This is a genomic window from Streptomyces sp. NPDC006602, assembly GCF_042870385.1.
GTDB lineage: Bacteria > Actinomycetota > Actinomycetes > Streptomycetales > Streptomycetaceae > Streptomyces.
This window is the reverse complement of the sequence record NZ_JBIAHG010000004.1, coordinates 131368-156405: the sequence shown is the minus strand read 5'-3', so window position 1 is coordinate 156405 and position 25038 is coordinate 131368. Positions and strand designations below refer to the sequence as shown.

The following is a 25038-nucleotide window of genomic DNA, read 5'->3' as shown; positions in this document are numbered from 1 at the left end:
TGGCTCGGTGCGTGACGTTTTCCTGCGACTGCGGGCGTCATGTGGCTGGTCGCGCAGTTCCCCTCGCCCCTTGGGGCGGCGTCACCTTGCCGTCGGTGTCACGGTCCTGGATGGTTCGCGCGGCGCGGCGCAGTTCGGTCAGAACCCTCTGGACCGCTCCCCGGGCTGTGCGTTCCGGGCGGCAGAGGGCGTCGATGTGCCGACTCGCCTGCACCCCGCTGAGCGGCCTCAGGACCAGCGCGGGGTGCGGGCGCATCGTCCAGCGCGGCATCAGCGCGATGCCGCCGCCCGCGGCCACCGCCTCCGCCGCCACAGTGAAGTCGTTGATGGTGTGGGCCAGTCGGAGCCTCCGCCCCGCCGCCGCGGCGATCGCCTCGATGGTCGCCCGGACCGGGAAGCCCTCGTGCACGGTGATCCACGGCTCGTCGGCCACGTCGTCCGGGGTCAGCCGGCGTTTGGCGGCGAGCGGGTGGTCGGCGGGCAGCGCCACGTCGAGCGGTTCCCGCAGCAGCATGGTCGCGGTCACCGCGCGCGGCCACGGCGGGGCGTGGTCCAGGCGGTGGGCCAGCACCACGTCGTACTCCCGGGTCAGCCGCGGGAAGTCCTCCTGCGCCACGTCCTCGTCGGCGAGCGCGAGCACCGGGTGGCCGGGGCCGGCGAACGCGCGCAGCAACAGGGGGAAGAACGCCGCACCCGCGCTGTGGAACGCCGCCACCGACACCTCGCCGTCCGGCCGACCCACGAACTCCTCAACGGTGTGCCGGGCGCGCGCCAGCGCCGTCTCCACCTCTACCGCCGCACCCGCCAGCGCCTGTCCGGCGTCGGTGAGCACCAGCCGCCGCCCCTCGCGCTCGGTCAGCGGCACGGGGATCGAGCGCTGCAACAGCCGCAGCTGCTGCGAGATCGCCGACGGTGTCACCAGCAGCGCCTCGGCGACCGCGGTGACGCTGCCCAGTTCGCCCAGCTCCCGCAGGATCCGCAGCTGCCGTTCGTCCACCCCCTCAGTGTAGAAGGACTTTGTAGGATCGCTAAAAGATTGTTTTAGAAGGTGGCCCTGGGCTTCAGTGGTCTCGCCGGTGCACGGTGGGCGGGTGTCCAACACCCGCCGTACCGATGCGGTACTCCTCCTCGTCGCGCTCGTCTGGGGTTCCAGCTATCTGTCCGCCCAGACCGCCACCGCCGCCCTCCCCGTCCTGATGGTCCTCTTCGTCCGGTACGCCCTCTCCGCACTCGCCTGTCTCGGCATCGTCGCCGCCCGCGCCGGGTCGCGGCACGGCTCCCGACGCGACTTGCGTGGCTGGACCCGCGAGGAACTCCGGGTCGGCGTGCCCCTCGGTGTCACGCAGGCCGCCGTCCTGGTCGTGGAGACGTACGGCGTCGCCCACACCACCGCCGCCAACGCGGGGCTGATCATCAGCCTGACCATCGTCCTCACCCCCTTCCTCGACCGCACCGGTCATCGCGGCGGCCTGCCTCCCGCCTTCTACGCCGCCGCCGGCGTGTGCGTCCTGGCCGTCGGACTCCTCATGTCCGGCAACGGCTTCCACGCGCCTCGCCTCGGCGACCTGCTGATGCTGGCCGCGGCGTTCGTCCGGGCCGCCCATGTCGCGCTGGTCGGCCGGCTCACAGCGGGCCGCGCGATACGCCCCCTGCACCTGACGACCGTGCAGACCCTCGTCGGCTCGGCGCTGTTCCTGGCACCGGCCGCCCGGGAGCTGCCGACACTGGCCCGCACCGACGCCGCGACCTGGACGCAGCTCGTGTATCTCGCCCTGTTCTGCAGTGTGTTCGCCTTTCTCGCCCAGACCTGGGCCGTCCAGCGCACCTCCGCCAGCCGGGCCAGCCTGCTGCTGGGCACCGAGCCGATCTGGGCCGCGGCGGTGGGCATCGCCCTCGGCGGTGAGCACCTCACCGCGCTCACCGGCATCGGCGCGGCCCTGATGGTCGCCGGTACCTACTGGGGGCAGGCGGTGGAACGCGCCCACCGGGCGGCGACGCCACCGAAGACCCCCGTCACCACAGATACCTCCCCGACCGCAGAGGAACCCGCATGTCCGGCCACGACACTTACGAGCGCCTGATCTCCCTGCTCGACACCTCCTCCGTCGCCTACCGCCTCATCGACCACGCTCCCGAGGGCACCACCGACAAGGTCAGCGCACTGCGCGGACACCCCGCCTCCGAGGCCGCGAAGTGCCTCGTGCTGCGGGTCAAGGTCGAATGGCGCACCACCCGCCACGTCCTCGCGGTCGTCCCCGGGGATCGACGGGTGGACCTGGATGCCGTCCGCGCATTGTTCGACGCCCGGTATGTCGGTTTCAGCGACTCGGAGACGGCCGAGCGGCTGGCGCGCGCGGTGCCGGGCACGGTCCTCCCCTTCAGCTTCGACCCCGGCCTCGAAGTCGTCGCCGATCCGCACGTGGTGGCACAGCCCAGGCTGTACTTCAACGCGGCCCGGCTGGACCGCTCACTCCTCATCTCGGGCTCCGACTACGAGCAGCTCGCCCGGCCCCGCGTGGAACCCGTTTCGAGCCCTGTGGAGGCGTGACGCGTCAGACCGGCTCGTCGGCCGGCTCCCGCAGCGGCCAGGTGCCGTCCACCACCGCGTCCGCCTCGCCCTTGCGGCGCAGGAAGCTCTGGAAGTCCGCGGCCCACTCGGCATACCACTCGATCTGACGGCGGTGCAGCTCCGCCGGACCGAGGGCGGCGATCTTGGTGTGGCGCCCGGCTATCGCGCAGGCCAGCCGGGCCGCGGCGAGGGCGTCGGCCGAGGCGTCGTGGGCGTCGTCGAGTGGGACGCCGTACTCCGTGCAGACCGCCTCGAGGTTGCGCTTGCCGCGGCGGTAGCGGTCGGCCCAGCGGTCGATCGTGTACGGGTCGACGACCGGGGCGGGGTCGACGCCGCCCAGGCGGTCCCGCAGGGACGGCAGGCCGTACCTGCGCAGTTCGGCGGAGAGCAGGGTCAGGTCGAAGGCCGCGTTGTAGGCGACGACCGGCACGCCCGTCTTCCAGTACGCCACGAGGACGTCGGCGATCGCGTCCGCGACCTGGTCGGCCGGGCGGCCCTCGGTGGCCGCGCGTTCGTTGCTGATGCCGTGTACCGCCACGGCGTCCGCCGGGATCTCCACGCCCGGATCCGCCAGCCATTCCCGGCGCCCGAGGGGCTGCCCGTCCTTGACCTCTATCACGGCCGCCGTGACGATGCGCGCCTCGCGCGGATCGGTCCCGGTCGTCTCCAGGTCGAAGCCGATCAGCAGCTCTCGGTGCCAGCCCATGGGTGGTCCCCCTTCGTGGTGGTGCTTTCCCCCAGTGGTCTCCACGATCCCATGGGCCACTGACAATCCGAGGACCGCATTCCGCTTACGGGCTTGCGGCGGGGGACAGTTCAGGACACCGGCCGCGAATCCGCCCAGGCCACCTCGAACTCCTCGCGATAGGTCGGGAAGAGACCGGCCTCATCGACTTCGTCCGACTTGACCAGCTTGCTCCCGCCACGCAGGACCAGCACCGGCGCCTCCATGCCCCGCGAGCGCCGCAGATAGGACTGCACCACGGCGATGCCGTCCGAGCCGTCGCCGTCGACAAGGTACGCCGTGAAGCGGGGCGTCTCGTCGTAGACCTGGATCTCGAAGGCCCCGGGGTCGCGCAGTTTGGAGCGCACCCGGCGCATGTGCAGGATGTTCATCTCGACCGCGCGGCTCAGTTCGCCCCGCTTTATGCCGAGTTCGCGCTCGCGCCGCTTGACCGCGCTGGAGGCCGGGTTGAGGAACAGCAGCCGTACCCGGCAGCCGGACTCGGCCAGGCGCACCAGGCGGCGGCCGGAGAAGTTCTGCACGAGCAGGTTGAGGCCGATGCCGACGGCGTCGAGCCGACGGGCGCTGCCGAAGATGTCCTCGGCGGGGAACTGGCGCATGAGCCGCACCCGGTCGGAGTGCACGGCGACCACGTCCCCGTACCGGTCGCCGACGAGGTTCTCGACCGCGTCGACGCGCAGTCGGCGTGCGGAGGGCACGTCGCCGGCCGTGCCGAGTATCTCCAGGAGCCGGGCCGAGGCCCGCTCGGCCTGGCCGAGGACGGCCTCGGACAGGGCCCGGTTGCGCGAGACGACGTTCCGGGTCACCTCGAGCTCGTCCAGGGCGAGTTCGACGTCCCGGCGCTCGTCGAAGTACGGCTCGAAGCATGGCCAGTGCTGCACCATCAGCTCGCGCAGCTGAGGCAGGGTGAGGAAGCTGAGCACGTTGTCGTCGGCCGGATCGAGCAAGTAGCCCTTGCGGCGGCTGACTTCGCGTACGGCGACGGCGCGCTGCACCCACTCCTGTCCGGCGGGCCCGGCGGCGGCGACCACCCAGTCGTCGCCGTGGACGGGTTCGTAGATGGGGCGCAGGACGGCGGCCACGACCGCGCGCAGCCGCTGTTCGACGAGGTTCAGCCAGATGTAGGCCCGCCCGGCCCGCTGGGCGCGCGTACGCACCTCGCGCCAGGCGTCGGCGTCCCAGTCCAGCTCCGGCCCGATGGCACCCGCGTCCATCGGTCGGGCCAGGGACACCGTGCCGGGCGGGGCGTCTGCGGAGTGCCCCTCGTGACCCTCGTCACCAGGGGGCAGCTCCAGCCCTCCCGAGCCCACCCGCGCACCGCCTTCCGCTCCCCCGAGCTCCCCACTCAACGATCAAGGAAGGGTACTCCGGGAGCGGTCGGCGGTGCAGCCGGATGGACAGGTCGTTTCTCAACTACCGTCCGCCGGGCGCCCGTTCTCTCCGGCGAGGGCTGGCGGAGTGAGCGGATTCATAGCGGTGACGTCCCGCGGGGCGATGGAGAAGCCCTGCCAGTGGACCGGCATGGGCTGCTGGTCCTCGTCCCGGGCTATGTGATGGAAGCCGACGTTCACCCAGGCCACGGGGTGGGTGAGGGTCTGCCCGTTCACCCACTTGTCGACGGACTTGGGGTGGTTGCGGTCGCAGCGCGGGTTGTTGCTGGCGAACAGCTCGCACTTGTCGTACTGGGTGAAGTAGACGTCGTGCTGAGTGAAACTGCGACCCGGGTAGCGGGTGGTGGCGCCGGGGACGAACTCGTACGACCGGGCGTGTCCGTCCTTGTTCTTGCCGGTCGCGCTGACCATGCGCCACCAGCGATAGGCCTTGGCGTCGCCGGCGCGTTCCTTGGTGACCTTGGTGCGGGTGGTCTTGGTGGTCGGGGTCAGTCGGCCGCGGGCGGTGACGGCCGAGTCGTACTGCTCGACCCGGTTTTTGGTGGAGCCGTCGAGGGCGAAGTCCAGCCGCCAGAAGGCGTTGTGGCTGTGGCTGGTGGCCTTGCCCTTGGCGCCCGTGCCGATGGGCCAGCCGCGCCCGTCGCCCGCGTCGTAGTCGAACGGGGAGAGGCTCCCGGTCGCGCCGACGTTCATGTTGATGGTGCCGTCGTCCTGGAAGCGCCACTCGGTCATGTACTCGTACCAGCCGACCTGGTTGACCGTATAGACAAGGAGGTCCTTGCCCTGGGCCTGGTAGACCTTGTTCCCGGTGTCGCTCTGCATGCGGTAGGCGTGGCCGCGGGAGCGCGTGGTGGTGCACAGGCCCTTCACGTTCGGGTTCTCGCCCGGGTACTGGTCCGGGATCTTGACCGTCTTGATGGTGCCGCCGGGGCACTCGGCCGGCGCCAGCGGCATCAGGTCCTTGGCGAAGTCCTGGCCCGTCAGGTCGTCGTACTCCTCGTTCCCGTCGTCGTACGGGACGTGGATCTGACCGAGCCGGGCGCTGTCGAGGACCTTGATCGGCTTGCTCTCACCCTTGGGCTGGTAGGAGACGTCGTCCAGGACGAGGCCGGCCAGGCCGTCGTAGCGCCAGCACATCCGCCAGGTCGTGCCGGTGGAGAGCTTCTGCTCGATGCGGTAGGCGGCGCTGCAGTCGGCGGCCGCCGCGGCGGCCGCTCTCGGCTGGGCGGCGGCCGGTCCCGTGCCGGTGGTCAGACCGGCGGCCAGCGCGGCCACGGCGAGGCCGAGGGCGGCCGTCCGCTTGCGGGCACGGCTGATTCTGTTCACGCGCATGAAGAAGTGACTCCCTCGCAGGAGGTGCGGGTTCGAAAGGTGGACGGAGGCCGGACGAAAGGCCGGGTCAGCGGTCGAGCTCGGCGACCTTGCGGGCGCTCAGGTCGATCACCAGGGACCTGGCGTCGATCCACGGCCCGTTCTTGACCTTCGGGAACAGCCGTACGCAGCGGTGCTCGCCGCACTTGTCCAGCGCGGCGGGCTGGGCACCCGGCGTGGCCCGGTAGACGCCGCCGCTCAACCGCAGCTGGTCCGGGGAGGTGAGGTCCTTGCCCGTGGCGTCCTTGTAGTCCGCCCTGAGGCCCGCGCCCAGCGGGTCGGCGATCAGGAGCCTCGCCGCCTCGAGGCTCTCGGCGCGGCTCGGCGGCGGCTGGACGCCCTGCTGCTCGCCGGTCCGCACGACCTTCCCGGAGTCCAGGTCGACGGTCCTGGTGACGAGGGTGTCGTCCCGGTAGTCGTAGAACGTCACGTCGGCGCGCCGGGGCGCGTCCGTGGCGTCGGCCTCGTCCGCCTCCGGTTCGGCGAGGTCGACGGTGAGGCGCTGCGGGCCGCGCTCGCCCTCGACGTCCTCGCTGGCGTTGAACAGCTGCCGGCTCACGGCGATCTGTTCGACCCGCTCGATCTCATCGTCGGTCAGCGGGTCGCTGCCCCGGCCCTTGTCGCCCTCGGCCGGGGCCTGCTCGACGACACCGGGTGCGACGGCCGCGCCCTGCTCCCGGCCCTGGCCCTGATCTTGTCCTGCCTGTTGCGTGGACCGGCTGCCCGCCTGCCCGCCTGTGTCGTCGGCCCCCGCCGCCCCCGGTAGCGTGATGCCGACCATCACGGCGGTCGAGGCCACCGCGATCGCCGTACCGGCCATCACCTTGCCGAGATGGCGGCGCACTGTGTCGCGCACGTCTTCCCCCTACTCCCCCAAGATCCCGGGAGTACGAATTTGCCCCACTGGTTCGGCATACCGGCCGCATGAGGCGGGGTATGCACTGGTCGCTCGGTAAGAGGGACCTACGTCATAGGTGGTTCCATCACTTTCGTGGACACTCGGGGCCAAGGCGCCCCCAGCGGCGCGGGACACCTGGAAGAGTCGTATCCATGCAGGTCTGGCCTGGAGAGGCGTATCCGCTCGGCGCTACGTATGACGGCGCCGGCACCAACTTCGCGGTCTTCACGGAGGCCGCGGACCGAGTAGAGCTGTGTCTGTTGCACGACGACGGCTCGGAGACGGCGGTGGAACTGCGGGAGAGCGACGCGTTCGTCCGGCACGCGTATCTGCCCGGCGTCATGCCGGGGCAGCGGTACGGCTTCCGTGCCCACGGGCCGTACGCCCCCGAGCGCGGTCTGCGCTGCAATTCGGCGAAGCTGCTGCTCGACCCGTACGCGCGCGCGATCAGCGGCTCGATCCACTGGGGCGAGGAGGTGTACGGCTACCACTTCGACGCGCCCGACAGGCGCAACGATCTCGACTCGGCGCCGCACATGATGGCGTCGGTCGTGGTGAACCCGTACTTCGACTGGGGCGACGACCGGCGGCCGCGCACCGAGTACCACCACACGGTGATCTACGAGGCCCATGTCAAGGGCCTCACGATGCGGCATCCCGGGCTCCCGGAGGAGCTGCGCGGCACCTATGCCGCGCTCGCGCATCCGGCGATCATCGAGCACCTCACCGAGCTGGGCGTCACCGCGCTGGAGCTGATGCCCGTACACCAGTTCGTGAACGATCACCGGCTGGTCGACATGGGCCTGAACAATTACTGGGGCTACAACACCATCGGCTTCTTCGCCCCGCACAACGCGTACGCCTCCTGGGGCGACCGCGGGCAGCAGGTCCTGGAGTTCAAGTCGGCGGTGCGGGCGCTGCACGAGGCCGGTATCGAGGTCATTCTGGATGTGGTCTACAACCACACCGCCGAGGGCAACCACCTGGGCCCGACGCTGTCCTTCAAGGGCCTCGACAATCCGCAGTACTACCGCCTGGCGGACGATCCCCGCTACTACACGGACACCACAGGCACCGGGAACTCGCTGCTCATGCGGTCCCCGCACGTCCTGCAGCTGATCATGGACTCACTGCGTTACTGGGTGACCGAGATGCATGTGGACGGGTTCCGCTTCGACCTCGCGGCCACCCTGGCCCGCCAGTTTCACGAGGTGGACCGGCTGTCGTCGTTCTTCGACCTGGTGCAGCAGGACCCGGTGGTCTCCCAGGTGAAGCTGATCGCCGAGCCCTGGGACGTCGGTGAGGGCGGCTACCAGGTGGGCAACTTCCCGCCGCTGTGGACCGAGTGGAACGGCAAGTACCGCGACACCGTACGGGACCTGTGGCGCGGTGAACCGCGCACGCTGGCGGAGTTCGCGTCCCGGCTGACCGGCTCCTCCGACCTGTACCAGGACGACGGGCGGCGCCCGCTCGCCTCGATCAACTTCGTGACCTGCCACGACGGCTTCACCCTGCGAGACATGGTCTCGTACAACGAGAAGCGCAATCAGGCCAACGGCGAGGACAACCGGGACGGCGAGAGTCACAACCGGTCCTGGAACTGCGGGGTGGAGGGCGAGACCGACGACCCGGCCGTGCTGGAGCTGCGGGCGAGGCAGATGCGGAACTTCATCGCCACGCTGATGCTGTCCCAGGGTGTGCCGATGATCAGCCACGGCGACGAGGTCGCGCGCACACAGAGCGGCAACAACAACGCGTACTGCCAGGACAGCGAGCTGGCCTGGGTGCGGTGGCCGGACGACGAGGGGCCGGAGCGTGAGCTGCTGGACTTCACGCGCGCGATCGTGCGGCTGCGCAAGGAGCATCCGGTCTTCCGCCGGCGGCGCTTCTTCCACGGGCGGCCCGTGGAGGGCACGCACGACGACCTGTCGGACATCGCCTGGTTCACGCCCGGGGGCAAGGAGATGACCCAGCGGGACTGGGACCGGGCGCAGGCGTCCGCGCTGACGGTGTTCCTGAACGGCAACGCGATCTCCGAGCCGGGCGCGCGCGGCGAGCGGATCACCGACGACTCGTTCCTGCTGATGTTCAACGCCTCACCGAAGGCCCTTGAGTTCGTGGTGCCGGTCAACCACGGCCGGCAGTGGCAGGTGCTGGTCGACACCGCCCGCACGGACGGGGTACCGCCGGGCACGGTCGCGAAGGTGCAGGCGGGGGACCGGCTGAGGCTGGTGGACCGGAGCATGGTCGTGTTGCAGCGGCCGGTCTAGGAAGGCGCGCCCATGCGTCTGTCGTGCCGGTCGCCGGGCACGCGCGCGTGGAAAGCGCTTTCGATGCGTCCGGCATACGGCGCCGGGGCACCGTCACCGGGATAGCAGAGGCGGGTGGGCGAGCCGGACGCGGCGGTCCGCGGGGGATCTCGCGGACCGCTCCCGGCAGGGCTTGGCGCGTCGATGACACGAAAGGCGGCGGGGCGGGTACGTAGGTTTGCATGACACCTGAGCGATCTGACCCGGCGGTGCCGACGGCCACCTACCGGCTGCAGCTGCAGCCCGAGTTCCCGTTCCCGGCCGCGGCGGCGGCCGTGCCGTACCTGGCGTCGCTCGGCGTCTCGCACCTGCACCTCTCGCCCGTCCTCGAGGCGGTCCCCGGCTCGGGTCACGGCTACGACGTCGTGGACCACGCGCGCGTGCGGGAGGAACTGGGCGGCGAGGAGGGCCTGCGGGCACTGGCGCGCACCGCGCGGGAGCACGGGCTCGGCCTGGTGGTGGACATCGTGCCCAACCACATGGCCATGGCCCCGCGGCACAACCGGGCCCTGTGGGACGTCCTTCGGGAGGGCCCCAAGTCGCCGTACGCGCGCTGGTTCGACATCGACTGGGAGGCGCAGGGCGGCCAGGTACTGCTGCCGGTGCTCGGGCACCCGCTCGGCACGGAGACGGAGCACTTGAAGGTCGACGGCAGCCTCCTGCGCTACTACGACCACGTCTTCCCGCTGCGCGAGGGCACCGAGGAGCTGCCGCTGCCGCAGCTGCTGGACGCGCAGTGGTACCGCCCGGTGTGGTGGCGGCTGGCCCGTACGGAGCTCAACTACCGGCGTTTCTTCAGCATCTCGGAGCTCATCGGCGTACGGGTCGAGGACCCGGAGGTGTTCGAGGCCACCCACGCCAAGATTCTGCAGTTGCTCCACGAGGGCGTGATCGACGGCCTGCGCGTCGACCACCCCGACGGCCTCGCCGACCCCGACGCCTACCTCCTGCGGCTGCACGAGGCGACCGGCGGCCGCTGGACGGTCGTGGAGAAGATCCTGGCGGACGGGGAGGCCCTGCCGGCCTCTTGGCCCGTCGCGGGCACCACCGGCTACGACGCCCTGCGGCACGTCGACGGTCTCTTCGCGGATCCGGCGGGGGCCGGGGAACTCCTCGGCCAGTACCGGCGGTTCGCGGCCCCGCAGACGGACCGAGGCGGGGACTGGGACGCGACCGTGCGGCGGGCGGCGTACAAGGTGCTCACGCACGAGCTGGCGACGGAGACCGACCGGCTGACCCGGGTGGCGAGCCGCCTGTGCGCCCGGTCGCCGGAGCCGGCGCTGCACGACCGGGCGCCCTGGGCGCTGCGCACCGCGCTCCAGGAACTCCTGGTCCGCCTGGAGGTCTACCGGCCGTACGCCTCCGGGGACGCGGCCCGGGTCGTCACCGAGGCGGCCGCGGCCGAGGCCAGGCTCGCCTTCGTCGTCCCGGAGGAGGCCGACGCGGTCGACGTCGTACGCGACCTGGTGCTCGGGCGGTACGGCGACGGGCCCGCACACGTTGAGTTCCGCACCCGGTTCGCCCAGACCTCGTCGGCGCTGCGCGCCAAGTCCGTGGAGGACACGGCGTTCTACCGCTATGTGCCGCTGCTGTCGGCGACCGAGGTGGGCGGGAACCCGGGGAGCCCGACCGTGTCCCCGGAGGACTTCCACGCCTACTGCGCGCGCGTGCAGCGCGACTGGCCGGTGTCCGGGACGGTCGTGTCGACGCACGACACCAAGCGCAGCGCCGACGTACGCGCGGCCCTGGCGGTGCTCACGGAGTGCCCTCAGCACTGGGCCGACGTCCTGGCCGAGGTCACGCGCACCGGCGAGGGCGTGCCGGACCCGCAGCTGGCCTGGGCGGCCTGGCAGACGGTGTTCGGTCTGGGGCGGGCGGCCCCGGAACGCGTCCAGGAGGCCCTGCTGAAGCACGTGCGCGAGGCCGGCCTGTACACGAGCTGGACGGAACAGGAGCCCCCGTACGAGGAGGCGGTGGCGGCGTTCGTCGCGGCGGGGCCGTGCGGAGTGCCCGGCGAGCACGTGACCGCCCTCCGGGACCGGCTGGAGCCCCACATCCGAGCCAACCTTCTCGGCACGGCTCTGGTCCACCTGACCATGCCGGGCGTGCCGGACATCTACCAGGGCACGGAGAGCGAGTACCGCGCCCTGGTCGACCCGGACAACCGCCGGCCCGTGCGGTTCCCTCCGGAGAACCCCGGTGCCAAGGACGCGCTGACGCGCGCGGCACTGGGCCTGCGCGCCCGACGCCCCGACGTCTTCGGCGACTCGGCGACGTACGCGCCCCTGGCCGCCGAGGGCCCGGCGGCGGCTCACTGCGTGGCGTTCACCCGTTCCGGAGAAGTCCTCACGGCCGTGACCCGGTTGTCGCTGCGGCTGGCGGAGGCGGGCGGCTGGCGGGACACCCTGCTGCCGCTGCCACCGGGCCGGTGGGCGGACGTCCTGGTTCCGGAACGGGAGTTCACGGGGCACGCGCTATTGGAGGAGCTGTTCGAGGGGCTGCCGGTGGCGCTGCTGGAGCGGACGGGCTGAGGCGGGCCGAGAGGGGCCGACGGAGGGGCGTGCGCCCCTCCGCCCGCACCGCGGCCCCGCCCTCGCGACCGGCGTGCGCCCGCGCGCGCTCCCGGGGCTCGTGCCGGAGAGGCGGCGTGTGATGGCGAGTACCGGGGGGCCGGCCGCCGGGGGGCTCGACGACGGCGTACCCGCGCATGGACGCGCGGCGGTCGGTGAGAGATACCGGGTTTCGGCCGGGTGTGAAACGCGGCAGAGCGGGTATCCGGGCCCGGTACCCCGACGGGCCGGGCGCCCACAGGCCCGCTGGCACGAACGGCTCTACCTGCTGCCGGTAAGTGCATCTGGGCGCCCCCTGGAGCCTCCCCCGTGCCGTCCTTGACACGTCAACGGGAGCATGGAGTACTGCGGATTGCGAAGCCGGGCGGATGTGACGGGGGTGAGTGTCCTGCCGGAGCTGCGCTACCCCACGGTGACCGAACTGGTCACGGCCGCAAGGGCGTTGGCCGCCCACCGGCACGGCGCATGCGCCCTGAGACAGGTGGGCGTCTCCCGGGCGGGCAGGCCCCTGTATCTGCTGTCCGTGGGCCAGGCCCGCCGTGCCGTGCTGGTGGTCGCGGGCGCCCACGCCAACGAGCCGACCGGCGGTGCCACGCTCCTCGCGGTCGCCGAACGGGTCCTGCACGAGCGGGAGTTGCGCACCGACACGTCCTGGCACTTCCTGCTGTGCGCCGATCCCGACGGGGCGAGCCTGCATGTCACCCCGGCGCCGCGCAGCCTGTTCGACTACCACCTCGGGTTCTTCCGGCCCGCGGGACCGGAACAGCCGGAGTGGTCGCCCTCCGTGTTGCCGCCCGACCGGCTGCCGCCCGAGACGCGCGCCCTGACCGGGGTCATCGACGAACTGCACCCCTACCTCCAGGTGACCCTGCACGGGACCGATCTGGGCGGCACCTGGGTGCAGTTGACCAAGGACGTCCCGGGTCTCGCCGAGCCGTTCGCCAAGTCCGCGGCGGAGCTGAACATACCGGTGGAGACGGGCGCCTCGGACGCCGCGGGCTGGCCCGCCTCCGGGCCCGGGGTGCACGTCATGCCGTCGCCGGGCGCGGAGGCGGCGTACCCGAGCCTGCCGGACGACGCACGGCAGAGCACTTGGTACCACGCCCACCGGTACGGCGGTCTGACCGCGGTCGTCGAGGTGCCGATGTGGGCGAGCGACCTGGTGGACGACCCGGTGCCGCACCCGGCGCCGGCCGCGGCGCTGCGGCAGCTGGCGGGGCGGCTGTTGCGGGACTCGCTGGAGGTGGAGGAGGTGCTCGCCGACGCGCTGCCACGTCTGCGGGGCGCCGACGGACCCCTGTTGCGGGCCGCCAAGTGGGGCCTCGAGCTGGTGCCGGGGCTGGCCGCGGACTGGGTCGGCACCCCGCCCGCCGACAACACCAGGGCGTACGTCGGCAGCGTGGACGCCTTCGCACGCCGGGTGCCGCTACGGGCGGCGGCCATGCTGCTGCGGGTCCTCCGGGAGACCGACGACCCTGCGGCACCGCGTCTGGAACGGCTCGTGGCGACCTGGAGCCACGCCTTCGCCGACCGCTTCCGGGCCCGCTGGGTGCCCCTGGAGCACCAGGTCGAGCACCAGTCCCGCACGGTCGTCGCGGCGGCGCTGCACGCCCGCGACCGGGTGGCATGAACGGCCGTACTGGCTTGGTCGCCACACGGCCGTAGGGCTTGGTCGCCACACGGCCGTATGGACTTGGTCGCCACACGGCCGTACAGGATCCGTCGCCACGCGCGCGTGCAGAGCGCCTCGCGATCTGCCGCCTCAGCCGTCCAGCGCGAAGACCGCCCCGGTCCGCGCCGCCAGTACGCACTTGTTGGAGAAGGTCTCCCTGTACTGGACGGGCCGTCCGTGCCACTGTCCGCGCGCGTGGGCGGTCACCGGCGCGTAGATCATCGGGCAGTACACCTCCCAGGACGAGATCGCGCCGATGTCGCCGTCGGCCGACTCGAGCTGCGCGCAGGCCTCGGCGGCGCGCCCGTGGCCCTGGGGCGGGTCGCATCGCAGCAGGGTGCTGCGGGTGTCTCTGGAGCGGGCGTCGCCCGTGGTGAGCGTGACGAAGAGCCAGTCGCCCCGGGTGGACTCCTGGGGTGCCGCCTGCGCCGAGGGGGCGGTGGCGAGGAGGAGGGCGGCCGCCGCGAGCAGCCCGCCGCGTACCGCTGTCGTTGTGTTGGTGTGTGTCATTCCCGATGCATCGGCACGGCGGCCTCGGAACCCCACCCCGACTCACCCGAACGGGAGCGGGCGGGTGCGTCGTGCCCGGCGAGCTCGAACGCGGCGAGTACGACCCGTGACTGGTACTCCACCTGGCGTGCGACGGGGATCCAGCGCGCCCCGCAGCCGTCTCGGTAGTCGGCGCACCACTCGTCGACCAGCCGGTCCAGGTCCGGCAGGACGCCGGCCGGATCGGTGCCGGAGCGGGTCAGGAGCTGGTGCAGCAGCCCCGCGGTCCGCAGGGCGAGGCGTCGTCCGGCGATGCGCAGGGCGGTCAGATGGGCGGTGCTGAGGGGTGGCAGCGGGCGCTCACCCACGGCGACGTCGGGGTCCCACGCGTCGGCTAGGCCGGGGCAGACCAGTAAATAGTCCTCGACCGGGGCGAGCAGGCGGGCCGCGTCCGGTGCGGCCGCGAGGTGGGGCCGGATCCGGGCGAGGATCCGCTCCAGGAGGTGCGCGTCGTGGCGCAGGGTGTGGCTGACGGTGCGCAGCACCGCGGCGGCGTCGGCGGGCGGTGTGGCGTCCTCCACGGCGGCCACCCCCCACATGGGCGCTTCGACGACGGCGGTCACCGTGCCGTGCCGGTGCGGGTGGAACCAGGTGGACTCGACGGCTGCCTCGGTGATCGCCGCGGCCAGGTCGGTCGGCCTGGGCGGCGGTATTCGGTACACGGCCGGCCCGAGATTCGGCCAGTACAGGGTGTCGTACGGACCGAGTTCGCGCGGTATGCCGAGGCGGGCCGCGGTGTGCGCGACGCGCTGCGCGAGGCCGGGCAGGTCGCGGGTGAGCTCGACGAAGCCGCCGCCGACGTCGACGCCGTGCAGGGAGCACTGGAAGAAGGGCCGCAGTTCGTCCTGGACGTCGAGCAGGGCCCGGGTTTCGGGCAGTATGGCGCCGGCCGCGCCGTCGGGCAGCCATTCGGGCTGTTCCAGGAAGCCGGGCCGGAAGAAGTTCCGGAAGTAGTGACCGAGGGTGTACGGGCCGCGCAGCCAGCGTTCGTTGCGGCGCAGGCCGTCGGGGTCGAGGCAGAGCAGCAGGTTCCAGGTGGCGTCGGCGCCCGCGGTGAGGGTGGGGTCGGCGAGGGCACGCTCGGCCAGCCGCAGGACGGTGGCGCCGCCCACGGGCTCGTTGGCGTGCGGGCCCGCCACGACGAGGGCCTGGCGGCTGCCGTGACCGATGGAGAGCAGCCACATGGGGGTGCCCGCCCGGGAGGTGCCCGCCCGGCGCAGTCGGGCGTCCTCGGGATGGCGGGCGACGAGGGCAGCCGCCCGGGCGCCGAGTTCGTCGACGGTCGGGTAGCGGAGGAGTGGCGGCAGGGCACACCTCCACAATGCGGTGCCGTCGGTTCACCTGATGTGCATGGTGTACGCACAGTCAGTCACGACTTGGCGGGTACGTCAACACTATGCAGAGCAAAGGGACTTGAGGCACAGCAGTGCGTAAAGCATGGGCCAGAGCTAAGCGTTGACTCAGTGCATCTAGTGGACTCGGTGGGCGGACTCAGCCGGTCGCGAGGCGGAAGGCCATCCGCCCGAACCCGACCTGGTCTCCCTCGCGGACGACGGCCGCACCGATGACCCGACGGCCGTTCACCGTCGTGCCGTTGGTCGAGCCGAGGTCACGCAGCACCCACATGCCGCCCTGGCGGCTGAGTTCGGCGTGCACACGGGACACCGTCTCGTGGGTCAGGCGCAGCCCGTTGGCGGGGTCGCGGCCGATCCGCAGGGCGTGGCCGGATCCGGGGTGGGGCAGCAGCAGCTTGGGCAGCCGCTCGGCCTGCCAGGCCCGGCGCAGCCGTACCGTGAAGCCGGAAACCGCTTCCACGGCGCCGAACACCAGGCGTGAGACGCGGCTCTCCGTCGGCAGGTCGGCGGTGAGCACCGCGAGCTCGTCGGAACGGCGGGCCGAGAGCGCCAGTTCCATCCGCCGCACGAACGTGTCGTGCGAGAGCCGACCCATGGCGACGCCGTCACGGAGCACCTTCAGCGCCTTGTCGCGCTCCGCGTCGGACAACCGCGCGGGGTACGTGTTGAACTCGAAGGACGACGTCACGCTCGTGATTGTCGGACAGTGAACGCCGGGTGTCCAGAAAACACGGAAACGGCCGCCACGCGCGCGTACCTTGCGACACCTGCCGCGATAGGGCGGATTCACCGACGTATTGATCGCGTTTGAAGCACGATGGACGGGCTACATCACGGTGAGCAGACGAAGGGGAACCGTCCGTGCAGTTCGAGGTGTGGGCACCGCAGGCCGATCGTGTGACGCTCCATTGTGACGGCGCCACGCGCGCGTTGGAGCGCGATCCGCGGCGCGTGGGCTGGTGGTGGGGAGAGGCGGACGCGCGGGACGGCACCCGGTACGGCTTCGCGGTGGACGACGGCCCGGTGCTGCCCGATCCGCGGTCGCGCCGGCAACCGGACGGGCCGGACGGGCTGAGCGCGGTCGTCGAGCACGAGCGGTACGCGTGGCGCGCCGACTGGGCGGGCCGTCCGCTGCCGGGTGCGGTGCTGTACGAGCTGCACGTGGGCACGTACACGCACGAGGGCACCCTGGACGCGGCGGCCGAGAGGCTCGGGCACCTCGTGGAACTGGGCGTCACGCACGTCGAGTTGATGCCACTGTGCCCCTTCCCCGGGCGGCACGGCTGGGGGTACGAGGGGGTCTCGTTGTGGGCGGTGCACGAGCCGTACGGCGGCCCCGAGGCGCTGAAACGCTTCGTCGACCGGGCGCACGAGCTCGGTCTGGGCGTGGTCCTGGACGTGGTGCACAACCACCTGGGCCCGTCCGGCAACTACCTCCCCGCGTTCGGCCCCTACTTCACGGACACCCACCACACGCCCTGGGGTTCCGCGGTGAACCTGGACGCGCCCGGTTCGGACGAGGTGCGGACGTATCTGGTGGGCAGCGCGCTGGCGTGGCTGCGCGACTACCGGATCGACGGGCTGCGCCTGGACGCGGTGCACGCGCTGGCGGACACGCGCGCGTGCCACTTCCTGGAGGAGCTGTCGACGGCCGTGGACGGTCTCGCCGGCGATCTGGGCCGGCCGCTGTTCCTGATCGCCGAGTCCGACCTGAACGATCCGCGGCTCGTCACCCCGCGCGCGGAGTGGGGCCTCGGGCTGCACGCGCAGTGGAACGACGACTTCCACCACGCCCTGCACGCCGCGCTGACCGGCGAGTCGCAGGGCTACTACGCCGACTTCGCGCGCGCCCCGCTGGCGGCGGTCGCCAAGACACTCACCGGCGGCTACTTCCACGACGGCACCTACTCGAGCTTCCGGGACAGACACCACGGTCGGCCCCTGGACCGCAACCGCGTCGCGGGGCACCGGCTCCTCGGCTACACCCAGACCCACGACCAGATCGGCAATCGCGCCCTGGGCGACCGGCTGTCCGCCTCCCTCTCCCCCGGCCTGCTGGCCTGCGCGGCGACGCTGACGCTCACCTCGCCCTTCACGCCGATGCTGTTCATGGGCGAGGAATGGGCGGCGGGCACGCCCTGGCAGTTCTTCACCGACCACACCGATCCCGAGCTCGCGGAGGCCGTACGGCGGGGCAGGCGGCGGGAGTTCGCAGCGCACGGCTGGGCCGAGGAGGACGTACCCGACCCCCAGGACCCCGCCACCCGCGACCGCTCCTGCCTCGACTGGTCCGAGCCCGAGCGCGAGTCCCACGCGCGCGTGCTGGACTGGTACCGCCTGCTCATCGCCCTGCGGCACGAGCAGGCGGACCTCACGGATCCGGACCTCGCCGACACCAAGGTGGCGTACGACGAGCAGAGCCGGTGGCTGGCCTTCCGCCGCGGTGACGTCCGGGTGGTCGTGAACCTGGCCAAGGAGCCGGCGGCGATCCCGCTCGGCACCCGCCCCGCGCGCGTACTCGCCGCGTGGGAGCCGGTCGAGGCGCCGGGCGCGGACGGGGTGCTGCACGTGCCCGGGGAGTCGTGCGTGGTGCTGCTGCAGGACTGAGCGGGCAGGTCAGGACCGGCCTCCTACTCGTCCGTCTCCTCGTCGCGCAGTTCCGTCACCCGTTCCAGCAGGATCGCCTCCCAGGCACGTCGCAGCCGGGTCCTGAGGAGAGGGATCGGGGTGTCGTCGCGGCCCTGAAGGCAGGCGGTGAGGTGGATGACGGTGTCGCAGCGGGCGAGCCAGAGGCCGCGCAGGCAGGGGCGGGCACCGTAGCCGGCGAGGGTGGCGGCGCGGACGGCGGCCGGGGAGCCGACGGCGCGGGCGAGGCCGGCGATGTCCTCGGCGGGGTCGCCGAGGACCGCGTCGGTCCAGTCCAGGACTCCGCGCACCCGGCCGTCGCCGCTGACCACGAGGTGGTCGCCGGTGAGGCCGTGGTGGACGAGGACCGCCGAGCCGGGCTGGGCGGCGAGCTGGACCGCGGCCGGGACCGTGAGCTGCTGGAGACGGGCGGGGTCGAACTCGTCGGCCGCGGCGAGGCGTTCGGCGGCGCGCTCGGCCTCCCGGCGCAGCGCCTCCAGGGAGCGCGGGGCGGTGCGCGGCACGCCGAGCGCCTCCGCCTGCCGGACCGGCACCTCACGCAGGCCCGTGAGCAGCCCGGCCAGGTCGGCCTCGCCCACGGCGGACACGTCGTGGTCCTCCCCCGAGCCGCCGGGCAGCTTCGTGTCCAGCGTGTACGTCAGTCCGGGCGCCCACTCGCCGTGCGCCACGCTCGTCGGCACGGCGACCGGCAGGTGGGGGCGGACCAGGTCACGCAGGCGCAGTTCGCGGCGGCGGCGGGCGGCCGCCGCGCTGTCGGGGTCGAGGCGCAGGACATGGCGCGTGCCGACCCACCAGGTGGCGGGCTCGCCGCCCTCGGCGGCGGGCCGCACGTCGGGGCCGGCGGCGTTGGCCGCACTCTCCTTGAGGAGGGTACGGACCAGCCGGCGGACGGTGTCCGCGGTGGGTGTCGGTGCCTGGGTCATGGTCGCGCCGTTGTCGGTCGGGGACGGTGGGGACTCGTGGTGCTCGTCACTCCACTATGACCATCTCCCGGCTGGTGGTGTTGAGGCGGCGCCCGCCGTCGTCGGTGACCGTGACGATGTCCTCGATGCGTACTCCGAACCGGCCCGGCAGATAGACGCCGGGTTCCACGGAGAAGCACATGCCGGGCACGAGGGGCTGTTCCTCGCCCTCGATCATGTACGGCGGCTCGTGCGTGGTGACGCCGATGCCGTGGCCGGTGCGGTGGATGAAGTACTCGCCGTAGCCGGCGTCGGCGATGACCGCGCGGGCGGCCCGGTCGACCTCCTGGCAGGCGACGCCGGGCCGTACCGCCCCGACGCCCGCCTCCTGGGCCGCGCGCACGAGGTCGTGGACCCGGCGTTCCTCGTCGGTGGGTTCGCCGACGTGGACCGTGCGGGAGGTGTCGGAGCCGTAGCCGTCCTTGAGGCCGCCGAAGTCCAGGACGACCATGTCGCCGCGCTCGACGACCCGGTCGCCCACCCCGTGGTGCGGGTTGGCGCCGTTCGGGCCGGAGGCGACGATCGTGAAGTCGACCTGTGCATGCCCGTGTTCACGCAGCAGCCGGCTGAGGTCGGCGGCGATCTCCGACTCCCTGCGGCCGGCGAAGGGAACGTTCCGGATGTCCTCGAACGTGGCGTCCGCGGCCGCGCCCGCGGCCGCCAACAGCTTCAGCTCCGCCGCGTCCTTGACGGCTCGCAGCATCGGCAGGGCCTCGGTGAGGGAGGCGTAGAAGGTGGCGGGGAGCGCCTTCTGCAGTCCCAGGAGGTGCATCGCCCAGGCGTTGTCGCTGATGCCGATGAGGGCACCTCCCACGCCCTTGAGGCTGTGGGGGATGCCGGAGGCGTCGAGGAGGGCTGCGGTGGCGGCGTAGGGGTCCTTGCCGTCGGTCCAGTCGCGCAGGGTGAGGGCGGCCGCGCCGGCCGCCTTCGCGGCGTCCGGGGCCTCCAGGGTGGGCACGACGAGGACGGGGTCCTGTCCGGGCGCGAGGACCAGCAGAGTGAGCCGTTCGGTGGGCGCGGTGGGCGCGTAGCCGGTGAGCCACACCAGGTCGGGTCCCGGTGCCACCAGCAGCCCGGCCAGTCCGGCCTCGGCGGCCGCCCTCGCCGCGCGTTCCATACGGGCCCTGTAGTCGTCGGCGGTGAAGGGCGCGGCCGTACTGCCGGTCATCCGGGCCTCCCGGGCGGGTGAAGGGGCTACGGGCAGCATCCTGCCCGGACAGCGGGGGCCGCGCGAGCCGGTTGTCAGGTCTTTCGGACGCGGCGCCGGCCATCTCCTCCACCGTCTGGGCGTCGCGCAGCCATCAACGCCCATGCTTGGATCACCTCTCTCCGTCAGACAGGGTCACGGGAGGCGACGCGCTGTCGGTGGCCAGGCGTCGCCGGGCGGTCACGTGACGACGCCGGGGACGACCGTCAACTGCTGGTAGCCGCCCCTGCGGTGGCGGACCGTCAGCACGATCTCCTTGCCGGGTCGGGCGTCGGCGACCGCTCGGGCGAGGTCGGCCGCCGAGTCGACACGGGTGCGGCCGAACGCGAGCAGCAGGTCACCGCGGACCAGGCCCGCCGTGAACCCCGGGCCGGGGACATTGACGCCGACGACCAGGGCGCCCGGCTTCCCGGCGTCCACGGCCTCCAGACCGAGAGTCGGGCGCACGGACTCCGGTGAGGCGGTCGTGGTCGGCGTGGCAGGGCCGCGGTGCGCCGAGGCGAAGGTGCTTGTCCGGCCGTCAGGCCCCGACATCCCCTGCTCCCTCGCCTGTCGCTGGAGTTCTGCGAGCTTGCTCATGCCGATCACCGTGGCGCCGACCGTGCCGAGGCCGATCCCGGTCAGGACCAGGACCGTGCCGACGAACAGGGCGAACAGCGCGGTTCTCAGCCGTCGGCCACGTCGGCGCGCGGCGTGCGGGCGCCGGGCCGGGCCGGACGTGTTGCCGCCGCCGGGTTCCTGACCGGGCATCGGCTTGGGACACAACGCAGTCTGTTCCATGGATCGCCTCCGCCTGGTGATCTACCCGGCGCACCGGCGCACCACGAGCCACGAACGAGTGAGACTGCCCCTCGGTCAACAGCGGGAAGGTACTCACATCCGCCCCACCAGCACCTCCACCAGCCGAGCCGCCGCTCCCCGCGGCGCCCCCGCGCACACCAGTTCCGTCCGGTGCACGACCCGCGGTTCGGTGACCGGGACGGCGACCGCGCCCGGCACCCCGCCCGCCGCCGTGAGAGGCAGCAGGGTCAGGCCATGGCCCGCGGCGGACAGGGCGGTCAGGACGCGCACGTCGGTGCCCTCGTAGCGCAGGGCGGGCCGGAAGCCGTGGCCGCCGCCCGCCGCCCGGAGTTGGGCGAGCGGCAGGCCGGCGTCGGATGCGTCCAGCCAACGCGCGTCGGCGAGGTCCGCGAGGCGCAGCCCGGTGCGCCGGGCCAGGGGATGGGTGTCGGGCAGCAGGACACACACGGGTTCCTCGCTCACGCCGTGCGTGGTCAGCGGGGCCACGTCGGGCAGCCGCAGCGGGTCGCTGGGCGCGGCCAGGCCGTCGACCAGGCCGAGGTCGGCCGTGCCGGTGGCGACGGCCGCCGGGATCCCGTCGCGGGCCATCACCCGTACCGTCACGCCGACGGCGGGCAGCGCGGCGACGGCAAGCGGGCCGAGGGCGGTCGGTGCGGCGGCGAGCGTCAGCCCGGGCTCGGGCGCGCCGGCCATCCGTACGACGTCCGCGCGGGCCGCGTCCAGGCGCAGCAGCAGCGGGCCCGCGTGTTCGAGGAGCCGTTCTCCGGCCGCCGTGGGTGCGACCGGGCGGCGGGTGAGCAGCGGTGCGCCCAGGTCCTGTTCGAGCGCCGCGATGTGCTGGGACACCGCCGACTGGGTGTAGCCCAGCGTGCGGGCGGCCTCCGAGAAGGAGGCGAGCCGGGCAACGGTGACGTACGTACGCAGGAGGTGCGGGTCCATGTCCGCCAGGATCCCGCACCCCATCAGCTCTCCTTATCGCGAGTGCAGAAATCATCGTTGGACGTGAACTCCGCGTCCCGCGCAGGATTGCGTCCATGACCACCACAGCCCGGCTCGCCCTCGTCGGCGACCGCTCCCCCAACGTCGTGTCGCACACCCGCATCCCGCGCCTCCTCGATGCCCTGACCGAGCGCGACCGGCTCGTCCTGGACGCCTACTGGATCCCGTCCGAGGAGGCGGCGGACGAGGACGCCGTACGCGGGTTCGACGCGGTGTGGGTCGTGCCCGGCAGCCCGTACCGCAGCGAGGCGGGCGTGCTCGCCGCGATCCGTACCGCGCGCGTGACGGGCATTCCGTTCCTGGGCACCTGCGGCGGATTCCAGCACGCACTGCTGGAGTACGCCCGTGACGTGTGCGGGCTGACGCGGGTGGCGCACGCCGAGAACGACCCCGACGCCGGCGACTTCCTCATCGAGCCGCTGGCCTGTTCGCTCGTCGGCCACGAGGCCGTGGTGAACGTCGAGCCGGGTTCGCTCGCCCAGTCCGTGATCGGCTCGGAGCGCACGGTCGAGCGCTACTTCTGCGCGTACGGCCCCACGCGCCACCTCGACACGCTGCGCGCGCACGGCCTGCGCTTCTCCGGGTACGACGAGGACGGCCACGTCCGGATCGCCGAACTCCCCGGCCACCCCTTCTTCCTGGCCTCCCTCTTCCAGCCGGAGCTGTCCGGCGACGGCTCGCGCCCGCACCCGATCGTCCGGGCGCTGGCGCGAGCGGCGGTGGAGCACGCGGCGCGGGCCGCGGGACAGCCCGTCTGACGCCTGGACCTCAGGCGACCCGTACGGCGGGGGCCCGGTCCGGCAGGAACCCGTGGGCACGGCCGGCCAGCCAGTCGGCCTTGTAGCGGTCGACCTCTCGGTGCCAGTTCAGGATGCCCGCCATCCAGTTCTGCAGGTCGAGCACGTAGCCCTGCATGACCTCGCGCGCCTCGCCCGAGAGGGCGAAGTCGTCGTAGACAATGGGCAGTTCGTGTGCGGCGACGTGTTCGAACTGCTGCATGCGCTGGGTCATCAGGTCGTGGACGACGCCGAGCGCGGTCGGGTAGTCGATGCCGAAGAAGTTCTGCACGACGAGGACGGCGTTGTGGATCTCGCCCTCGTACTCGATCTCCTTCTGGTACGAGAAGACGTCGTTCAGGAGGCACGCGTAGTCGACGGCGGCGTTCTCCAGGGCGCGGACGGGTCCGGTGCGGTAGACCTCCGGCGGGACGGCGGGGCCGTGGCCCATCCGGCACAGGCTCATGGTCAGGTCGGCGCCGAAGGTGGCGCGGCGCATCTCCAGGTAGTCGACGGGGTCGGGGATGCGGTTCTGGATCTGGTTGGACACCTCCCAGACCCAGCTCTCGGTCATCACGTTCACCGCGTCCTTCAGGCCGCGCCGTTGGTCGGGGGTCATCTCCGCCGTGGTCCGCACCCACAGGTCGAGGAGTCCGCGCTCCATGGCGTTGAGCGGGACAGGGACCTCCTCGCCGTCGACGGACATGCAGTCCGACAGGCGCTGGGTGGTCACCCGGGCGGTGGCCAGGTCGCGGCGGTGGCCGAAGACGAGCGGGTAGTAGTCGTCGCCGTAGGTCCCCCAGGCGAGCCACTGCGAGCTGAGGTCGAGGGCCTCGGGCGTCGCGTCCGGGTCGAGGCCCGCCGCGCACAGCGGAAGGTCGTAGGCGGCGAGCTTGTCCTCGTCCCAGACGCCCTCATGGAGGATGCCCATGCGGTGCATCCAGTCGGTGAGACGGTCGCGGGCACCGGCGAGATGCGGGCTGAGTTCGAGCGGGAAGGGCATGTAGAAGTCGGGCAGCAGGGAGGGGCCGACCTTCTGGAAGGGCACGTGCGTGTAGGCGCGCAGGCGTTCAGCGCCGGCCGACGCGAGCAGCGCGCGGACGTCGGCGGCGGAGGTGCCGGGGCCGGTCAGGCCCTGCCAGGGCGTGGTGGACCGCGCGCGTGCGTTCATGTACCGGCTGGAGCGCATGTGCCATTCGTGGCCGCCGGACTGCCAGTCCTGCAGGCCCTGCGTGTACTTGGCGACGGCGGCGACCTCAGCCGGGGCGAGGCCCTTCTCCAGGGCCAGTGCGGGCACTTCGGTGACGGCGGTGTGCTCGAACTGGTGGAGCCGTGAGGTCAGGACGTCGTTGACGGTGTCGGCGGCCTCCTGGGTGGTGCAGCCGAAGAAGGTCTCCAGAACGAGCACGCCGTTACTGAGCTCGCCCTCGTCCTCGACCTCCCGCTGGTAGGAGAACAGGTCGTTGCGCAGGTGGACGCCGTCGGAGAAGGTCTCCATCAGCACCCTCAGCGGCCTCGATCCGGCCACGGACAGGGGCACTTCGGCGGTCGCGTACTCCACGAGTCCGGCCGACCAGGGGGCACCGCCCACCTTGCGGCGCATCTCGATGTACTCGACGGGGTTGGCGATCCGCCCCTCGTTGATGTTGGACAGCTCCCACAGCGACTCGTTGAGCAGGTGCTCGGTGGCCACGGCGAAGCGGCGGCGCCAGTCCGCGGACATCGACGGCACGGTACGCGTCCACAGGTCGGCGAGACCGGCCTCGACCGGGTTCCGTGGTTCGGGCATCGGTGTGGACAGGTCCATCGGCATGAACAGCGGGAGCCGGTCCAGGTAGGCCTTGCCGCCGGCGCGGTCCTGGGTGCGCTTGAAGATCTCCAGGAAGTGGTCGTCGAAGAAGAAGACCCACACGTACCAGTCGGTGATCAGTGAAAGGGCGGGGCCGTCGCAGTCGGGGTGGGTGTAGGCGCAGAGCAGACCGTAGTCGTGCGCGTCGAGGTCGGACTGCTCCCAGATCCCGGATCCCTCCAGCATGCCCATGTCGCGCGCCCACTCGGTCGAGTGGACGCGGGCCTCGTCGACATGTGGGTTCAGCCGCGCGGGATACGGCATGTAGAAGTGCGGGAGTTCGAAGGGCTGCTGCGTCATGGCCGGGCCCTACCCAGGGCCCTGCGGGGGCATCCGCGGGGCAGGGGATGATCACACCATCGCGTGAAT

The 25038-nt window shown here is 72.3% G+C and carries 20 protein-coding genes; 7 read left to right on the top strand and 13 right to left on the bottom strand.

What is annotated here, in order from left to right:
• Positions 1 to 37 precede the first annotated feature (37 nt).
• The gene (locus ACFYO2_RS13035; RefSeq protein ID WP_388347859.1) at positions 38 to 997 is read right to left on the bottom strand and encodes a LysR family transcriptional regulator; all 960 of its coding nucleotides are present in this window, start codon (positions 995 to 997) and stop codon (positions 38 to 40) included.
• Between the two features lie 94 nt (positions 998 to 1091).
• On the opposite strand from ACFYO2_RS13035, the gene ACFYO2_RS13030 reads away from it, so the two are divergent.
• Positions 1092 to 2081: a DMT family transporter gene (locus ACFYO2_RS13030; RefSeq protein ID WP_388347857.1), complete on the top strand. Its 990-nt coding sequence runs from the start codon at positions 1092 to 1094 to the stop codon at positions 2079 to 2081.
• Positions 2051 to 2548: a YbaK/EbsC family protein gene (locus ACFYO2_RS13025; RefSeq protein WP_388347855.1), complete on the top strand. Its 498-nt coding sequence runs from the start codon at positions 2051 to 2053 to the stop codon at positions 2546 to 2548. Before ACFYO2_RS13030 ends, ACFYO2_RS13025 begins: the two co-directional genes overlap by 31 nt.
• A gap of 4 nt (positions 2549 to 2552) precedes the next feature.
• On the opposite strand, the gene ACFYO2_RS13020 is transcribed toward ACFYO2_RS13025, so the two are convergent.
• The 4 genes from ACFYO2_RS13020 to ACFYO2_RS13005 form a co-directional block, all read right to left on the bottom strand.
• Positions 2553 to 3275: a 3'-5' exonuclease gene (locus tag ACFYO2_RS13020; protein WP_388347853.1), complete on the bottom strand. Its 723-nt coding sequence runs from the start codon at positions 3273 to 3275 to the stop codon at positions 2553 to 2555.
• 110 nt (positions 3276 to 3385) lie between these two features.
• Entirely contained in the window at positions 3386 to 4624 is a 1239-nt protein-coding gene (locus ACFYO2_RS13015) for an SAV2148 family HEPN domain-containing protein (protein ID WP_388348597.1), read from the bottom strand.
• 99 nt (positions 4625 to 4723) lie between these two features.
• Positions 4724 to 6037, bottom strand: a complete 1314-nt coding sequence (locus ACFYO2_RS13010) for a copper amine oxidase (protein WP_388347851.1) — start codon at positions 6035 to 6037, stop codon at positions 4724 to 4726.
• Between the two features lie 67 nt (positions 6038 to 6104).
• Entirely contained in the window at positions 6105 to 6932 is an 828-nt protein-coding gene (locus ACFYO2_RS13005) for a Tat pathway signal sequence domain protein (protein ID WP_388347849.1), read from the bottom strand.
• A 194-nt stretch (positions 6933 to 7126) separates the two neighbouring features.
• Between ACFYO2_RS13005 and glgX the strand changes: the two genes are divergently transcribed.
• The 3 genes from glgX to ACFYO2_RS12990 all read left to right on the top strand — a co-directional run bounded on the left by glgX (position 7127) and on the right by ACFYO2_RS12990 (position 13483).
• Positions 7127 to 9244 carry a glycogen debranching protein GlgX gene (gene glgX, locus ACFYO2_RS13000; protein WP_388347847.1) on the top strand — a complete coding sequence of 706 codons (2118 nt, stop codon included), beginning with the start codon at positions 7127 to 7129 and terminating at the stop codon, positions 9242 to 9244.
• A gap of 221 nt (positions 9245 to 9465) precedes the next feature.
• Positions 9466 to 11814, top strand: a complete 2349-nt coding sequence (treY, locus tag ACFYO2_RS12995) for a malto-oligosyltrehalose synthase (RefSeq protein WP_388347845.1) — start codon at positions 9466 to 9468, stop codon at positions 11812 to 11814.
• 418 nt (positions 11815 to 12232) lie between these two features.
• Positions 12233 to 13483 carry a M14 family zinc carboxypeptidase gene (locus ACFYO2_RS12990; RefSeq protein ID WP_388347843.1) on the top strand — a complete coding sequence of 417 codons (1251 nt, stop codon included), beginning with the start codon at positions 12233 to 12235 and terminating at the stop codon, positions 13481 to 13483.
• Between the two features lie 132 nt (positions 13484 to 13615).
• On the opposite strand, the gene ACFYO2_RS12985 is transcribed toward ACFYO2_RS12990, so the two are convergent.
• The 3 genes from ACFYO2_RS12985 to ACFYO2_RS12975 all read right to left on the bottom strand — a co-directional run bounded on the left by ACFYO2_RS12985 (position 13616) and on the right by ACFYO2_RS12975 (position 16117).
• Entirely contained in the window at positions 13616 to 14035 is a 420-nt protein-coding gene (locus ACFYO2_RS12985; protein ID WP_388347842.1) for an SSI family serine proteinase inhibitor, read from the bottom strand.
• The gene (locus tag ACFYO2_RS12980; RefSeq protein ID WP_388347840.1) at positions 14032 to 15396 is read right to left on the bottom strand and encodes a M14 family zinc carboxypeptidase; all 1365 of its coding nucleotides are present in this window, start codon (positions 15394 to 15396) and stop codon (positions 14032 to 14034) included. Before ACFYO2_RS12980 ends, ACFYO2_RS12985 begins: the two co-directional genes overlap by 4 nt.
• Before the next feature lie 169 nt (positions 15397 to 15565).
• Positions 15566 to 16117, bottom strand: a complete 552-nt coding sequence (locus tag ACFYO2_RS12975) for an FHA domain-containing protein (protein ID WP_388347838.1) — start codon at positions 16115 to 16117, stop codon at positions 15566 to 15568.
• A 173-nt stretch (positions 16118 to 16290) separates the two neighbouring features.
• Here ACFYO2_RS12975 and treZ point away from each other — a divergent pair, with 173 nt between their 5' ends.
• Positions 16291 to 18036: a malto-oligosyltrehalose trehalohydrolase gene (gene treZ, locus ACFYO2_RS12970; protein WP_388347836.1), complete on the top strand. Its 1746-nt coding sequence runs from the start codon at positions 16291 to 16293 to the stop codon at positions 18034 to 18036.
• Positions 18037 to 18059: 23 nt separating this feature from the next.
• Here the strand turns inward: treZ and ACFYO2_RS12965 are convergent, their stop codons facing one another.
• The 4 genes from ACFYO2_RS12965 to ACFYO2_RS12950 all read right to left on the bottom strand — a co-directional run bounded on the left by ACFYO2_RS12965 (position 18060) and on the right by ACFYO2_RS12950 (position 21984).
• Complete coding sequence (locus tag ACFYO2_RS12965; RefSeq protein ID WP_388347834.1) at positions 18060 to 18998, bottom strand: aminoglycoside phosphotransferase family protein; 939 nt, start codon at positions 18996 to 18998, stop codon at positions 18060 to 18062.
• A 46-nt stretch (positions 18999 to 19044) separates the two neighbouring features.
• Positions 19045 to 20205 (bottom strand): M24 family metallopeptidase, encoded by a 1161-nt coding sequence (locus ACFYO2_RS12960; protein WP_388347832.1) that lies wholly within the window; start codon positions 20203 to 20205, stop codon positions 19045 to 19047.
• Positions 20206 to 20424: 219 nt separating this feature from the next.
• Positions 20425 to 21024 carry a PDZ domain-containing protein gene (locus ACFYO2_RS12955; protein WP_388347830.1) on the bottom strand — a complete coding sequence of 200 codons (600 nt, stop codon included), beginning with the start codon at positions 21022 to 21024 and terminating at the stop codon, positions 20425 to 20427.
• Positions 21025 to 21117: 93 nt separating this feature from the next.
• The gene (locus tag ACFYO2_RS12950) at positions 21118 to 21984 is read right to left on the bottom strand and encodes a LysR family transcriptional regulator (RefSeq protein ID WP_388348595.1); all 867 of its coding nucleotides are present in this window, start codon (positions 21982 to 21984) and stop codon (positions 21118 to 21120) included.
• Positions 21985 to 22079: 95 nt separating this feature from the next.
• Here ACFYO2_RS12950 and ACFYO2_RS12945 point away from each other — a divergent pair, with 95 nt between their 5' ends.
• A complete protein-coding gene (locus ACFYO2_RS12945) occupies positions 22080 to 22802 on the top strand; it encodes a hypothetical protein (RefSeq protein ID WP_388347828.1) in 723 nt (240 codons plus the stop codon).
• 10 nt (positions 22803 to 22812) lie between these two features.
• Here the strand turns inward: ACFYO2_RS12945 and cyc2 are convergent, their stop codons facing one another.
• Positions 22813 to 24969, bottom strand: a complete 2157-nt coding sequence (gene cyc2 / locus ACFYO2_RS12940; RefSeq protein ID WP_388347826.1) for a germacradienol/geosmin synthase Cyc2 — start codon at positions 24967 to 24969, stop codon at positions 22813 to 22815.
• Positions 24970 to 25038 lie beyond the last annotated feature (69 nt).

Excerpts from the sequence above, each read along its gene's own strand:
- ACFYO2_RS13025 (WP_388347855.1), top strand. The coding sequence starts at position 2,051 with ATGTCCGGCCACGACACTTACGAGCGCCTGATCTCCCTGCTCGACACC.
- ACFYO2_RS13020 (WP_388347853.1), bottom strand. The coding sequence starts at position 3,275 with ATGGGCTGGCACCGAGAGCTGCTGATCGGCTTCGACCTGGAGACGACC.
- ACFYO2_RS13010 (WP_388347851.1), bottom strand. The coding sequence starts at position 6,037 with ATGCGCGTGAACAGAATCAGCCGTGCCCGCAAGCGGACGGCCGCCCTC.
- glgX (WP_388347847.1), top strand. The coding sequence starts at position 7,127 with ATGCAGGTCTGGCCTGGAGAGGCGTATCCGCTCGGCGCTACGTATGAC.
- treY (WP_388347845.1), top strand. The coding sequence starts at position 9,466 with ATGACACCTGAGCGATCTGACCCGGCGGTGCCGACGGCCACCTACCGG.
- ACFYO2_RS12985 (WP_388347842.1), bottom strand. The coding sequence starts at position 14,035 with ATGACACACACCAACACAACGACAGCGGTACGCGGCGGGCTGCTCGCG.
- ACFYO2_RS12965 (WP_388347834.1), bottom strand. The coding sequence starts at position 18,998 with ATGACCCAGGCACCGACACCCACCGCGGACACCGTCCGCCGGCTGGTC.
- ACFYO2_RS12960 (WP_388347832.1), bottom strand. The coding sequence starts at position 20,205 with ATGACCGGCAGTACGGCCGCGCCCTTCACCGCCGACGACTACAGGGCC.
- ACFYO2_RS12955 (WP_388347830.1), bottom strand. The coding sequence starts at position 21,024 with ATGGAACAGACTGCGTTGTGTCCCAAGCCGATGCCCGGTCAGGAACCC.
- ACFYO2_RS12950 (WP_388348595.1), bottom strand. The coding sequence starts at position 21,984 with ATGGACCCGCACCTCCTGCGTACGTACGTCACCGTTGCCCGGCTCGCC.
- ACFYO2_RS12945 (WP_388347828.1), top strand. The coding sequence starts at position 22,080 with ATGACCACCACAGCCCGGCTCGCCCTCGTCGGCGACCGCTCCCCCAAC.
- cyc2 (WP_388347826.1), bottom strand. The coding sequence starts at position 24,969 with ATGACGCAGCAGCCCTTCGAACTCCCGCACTTCTACATGCCGTATCCC.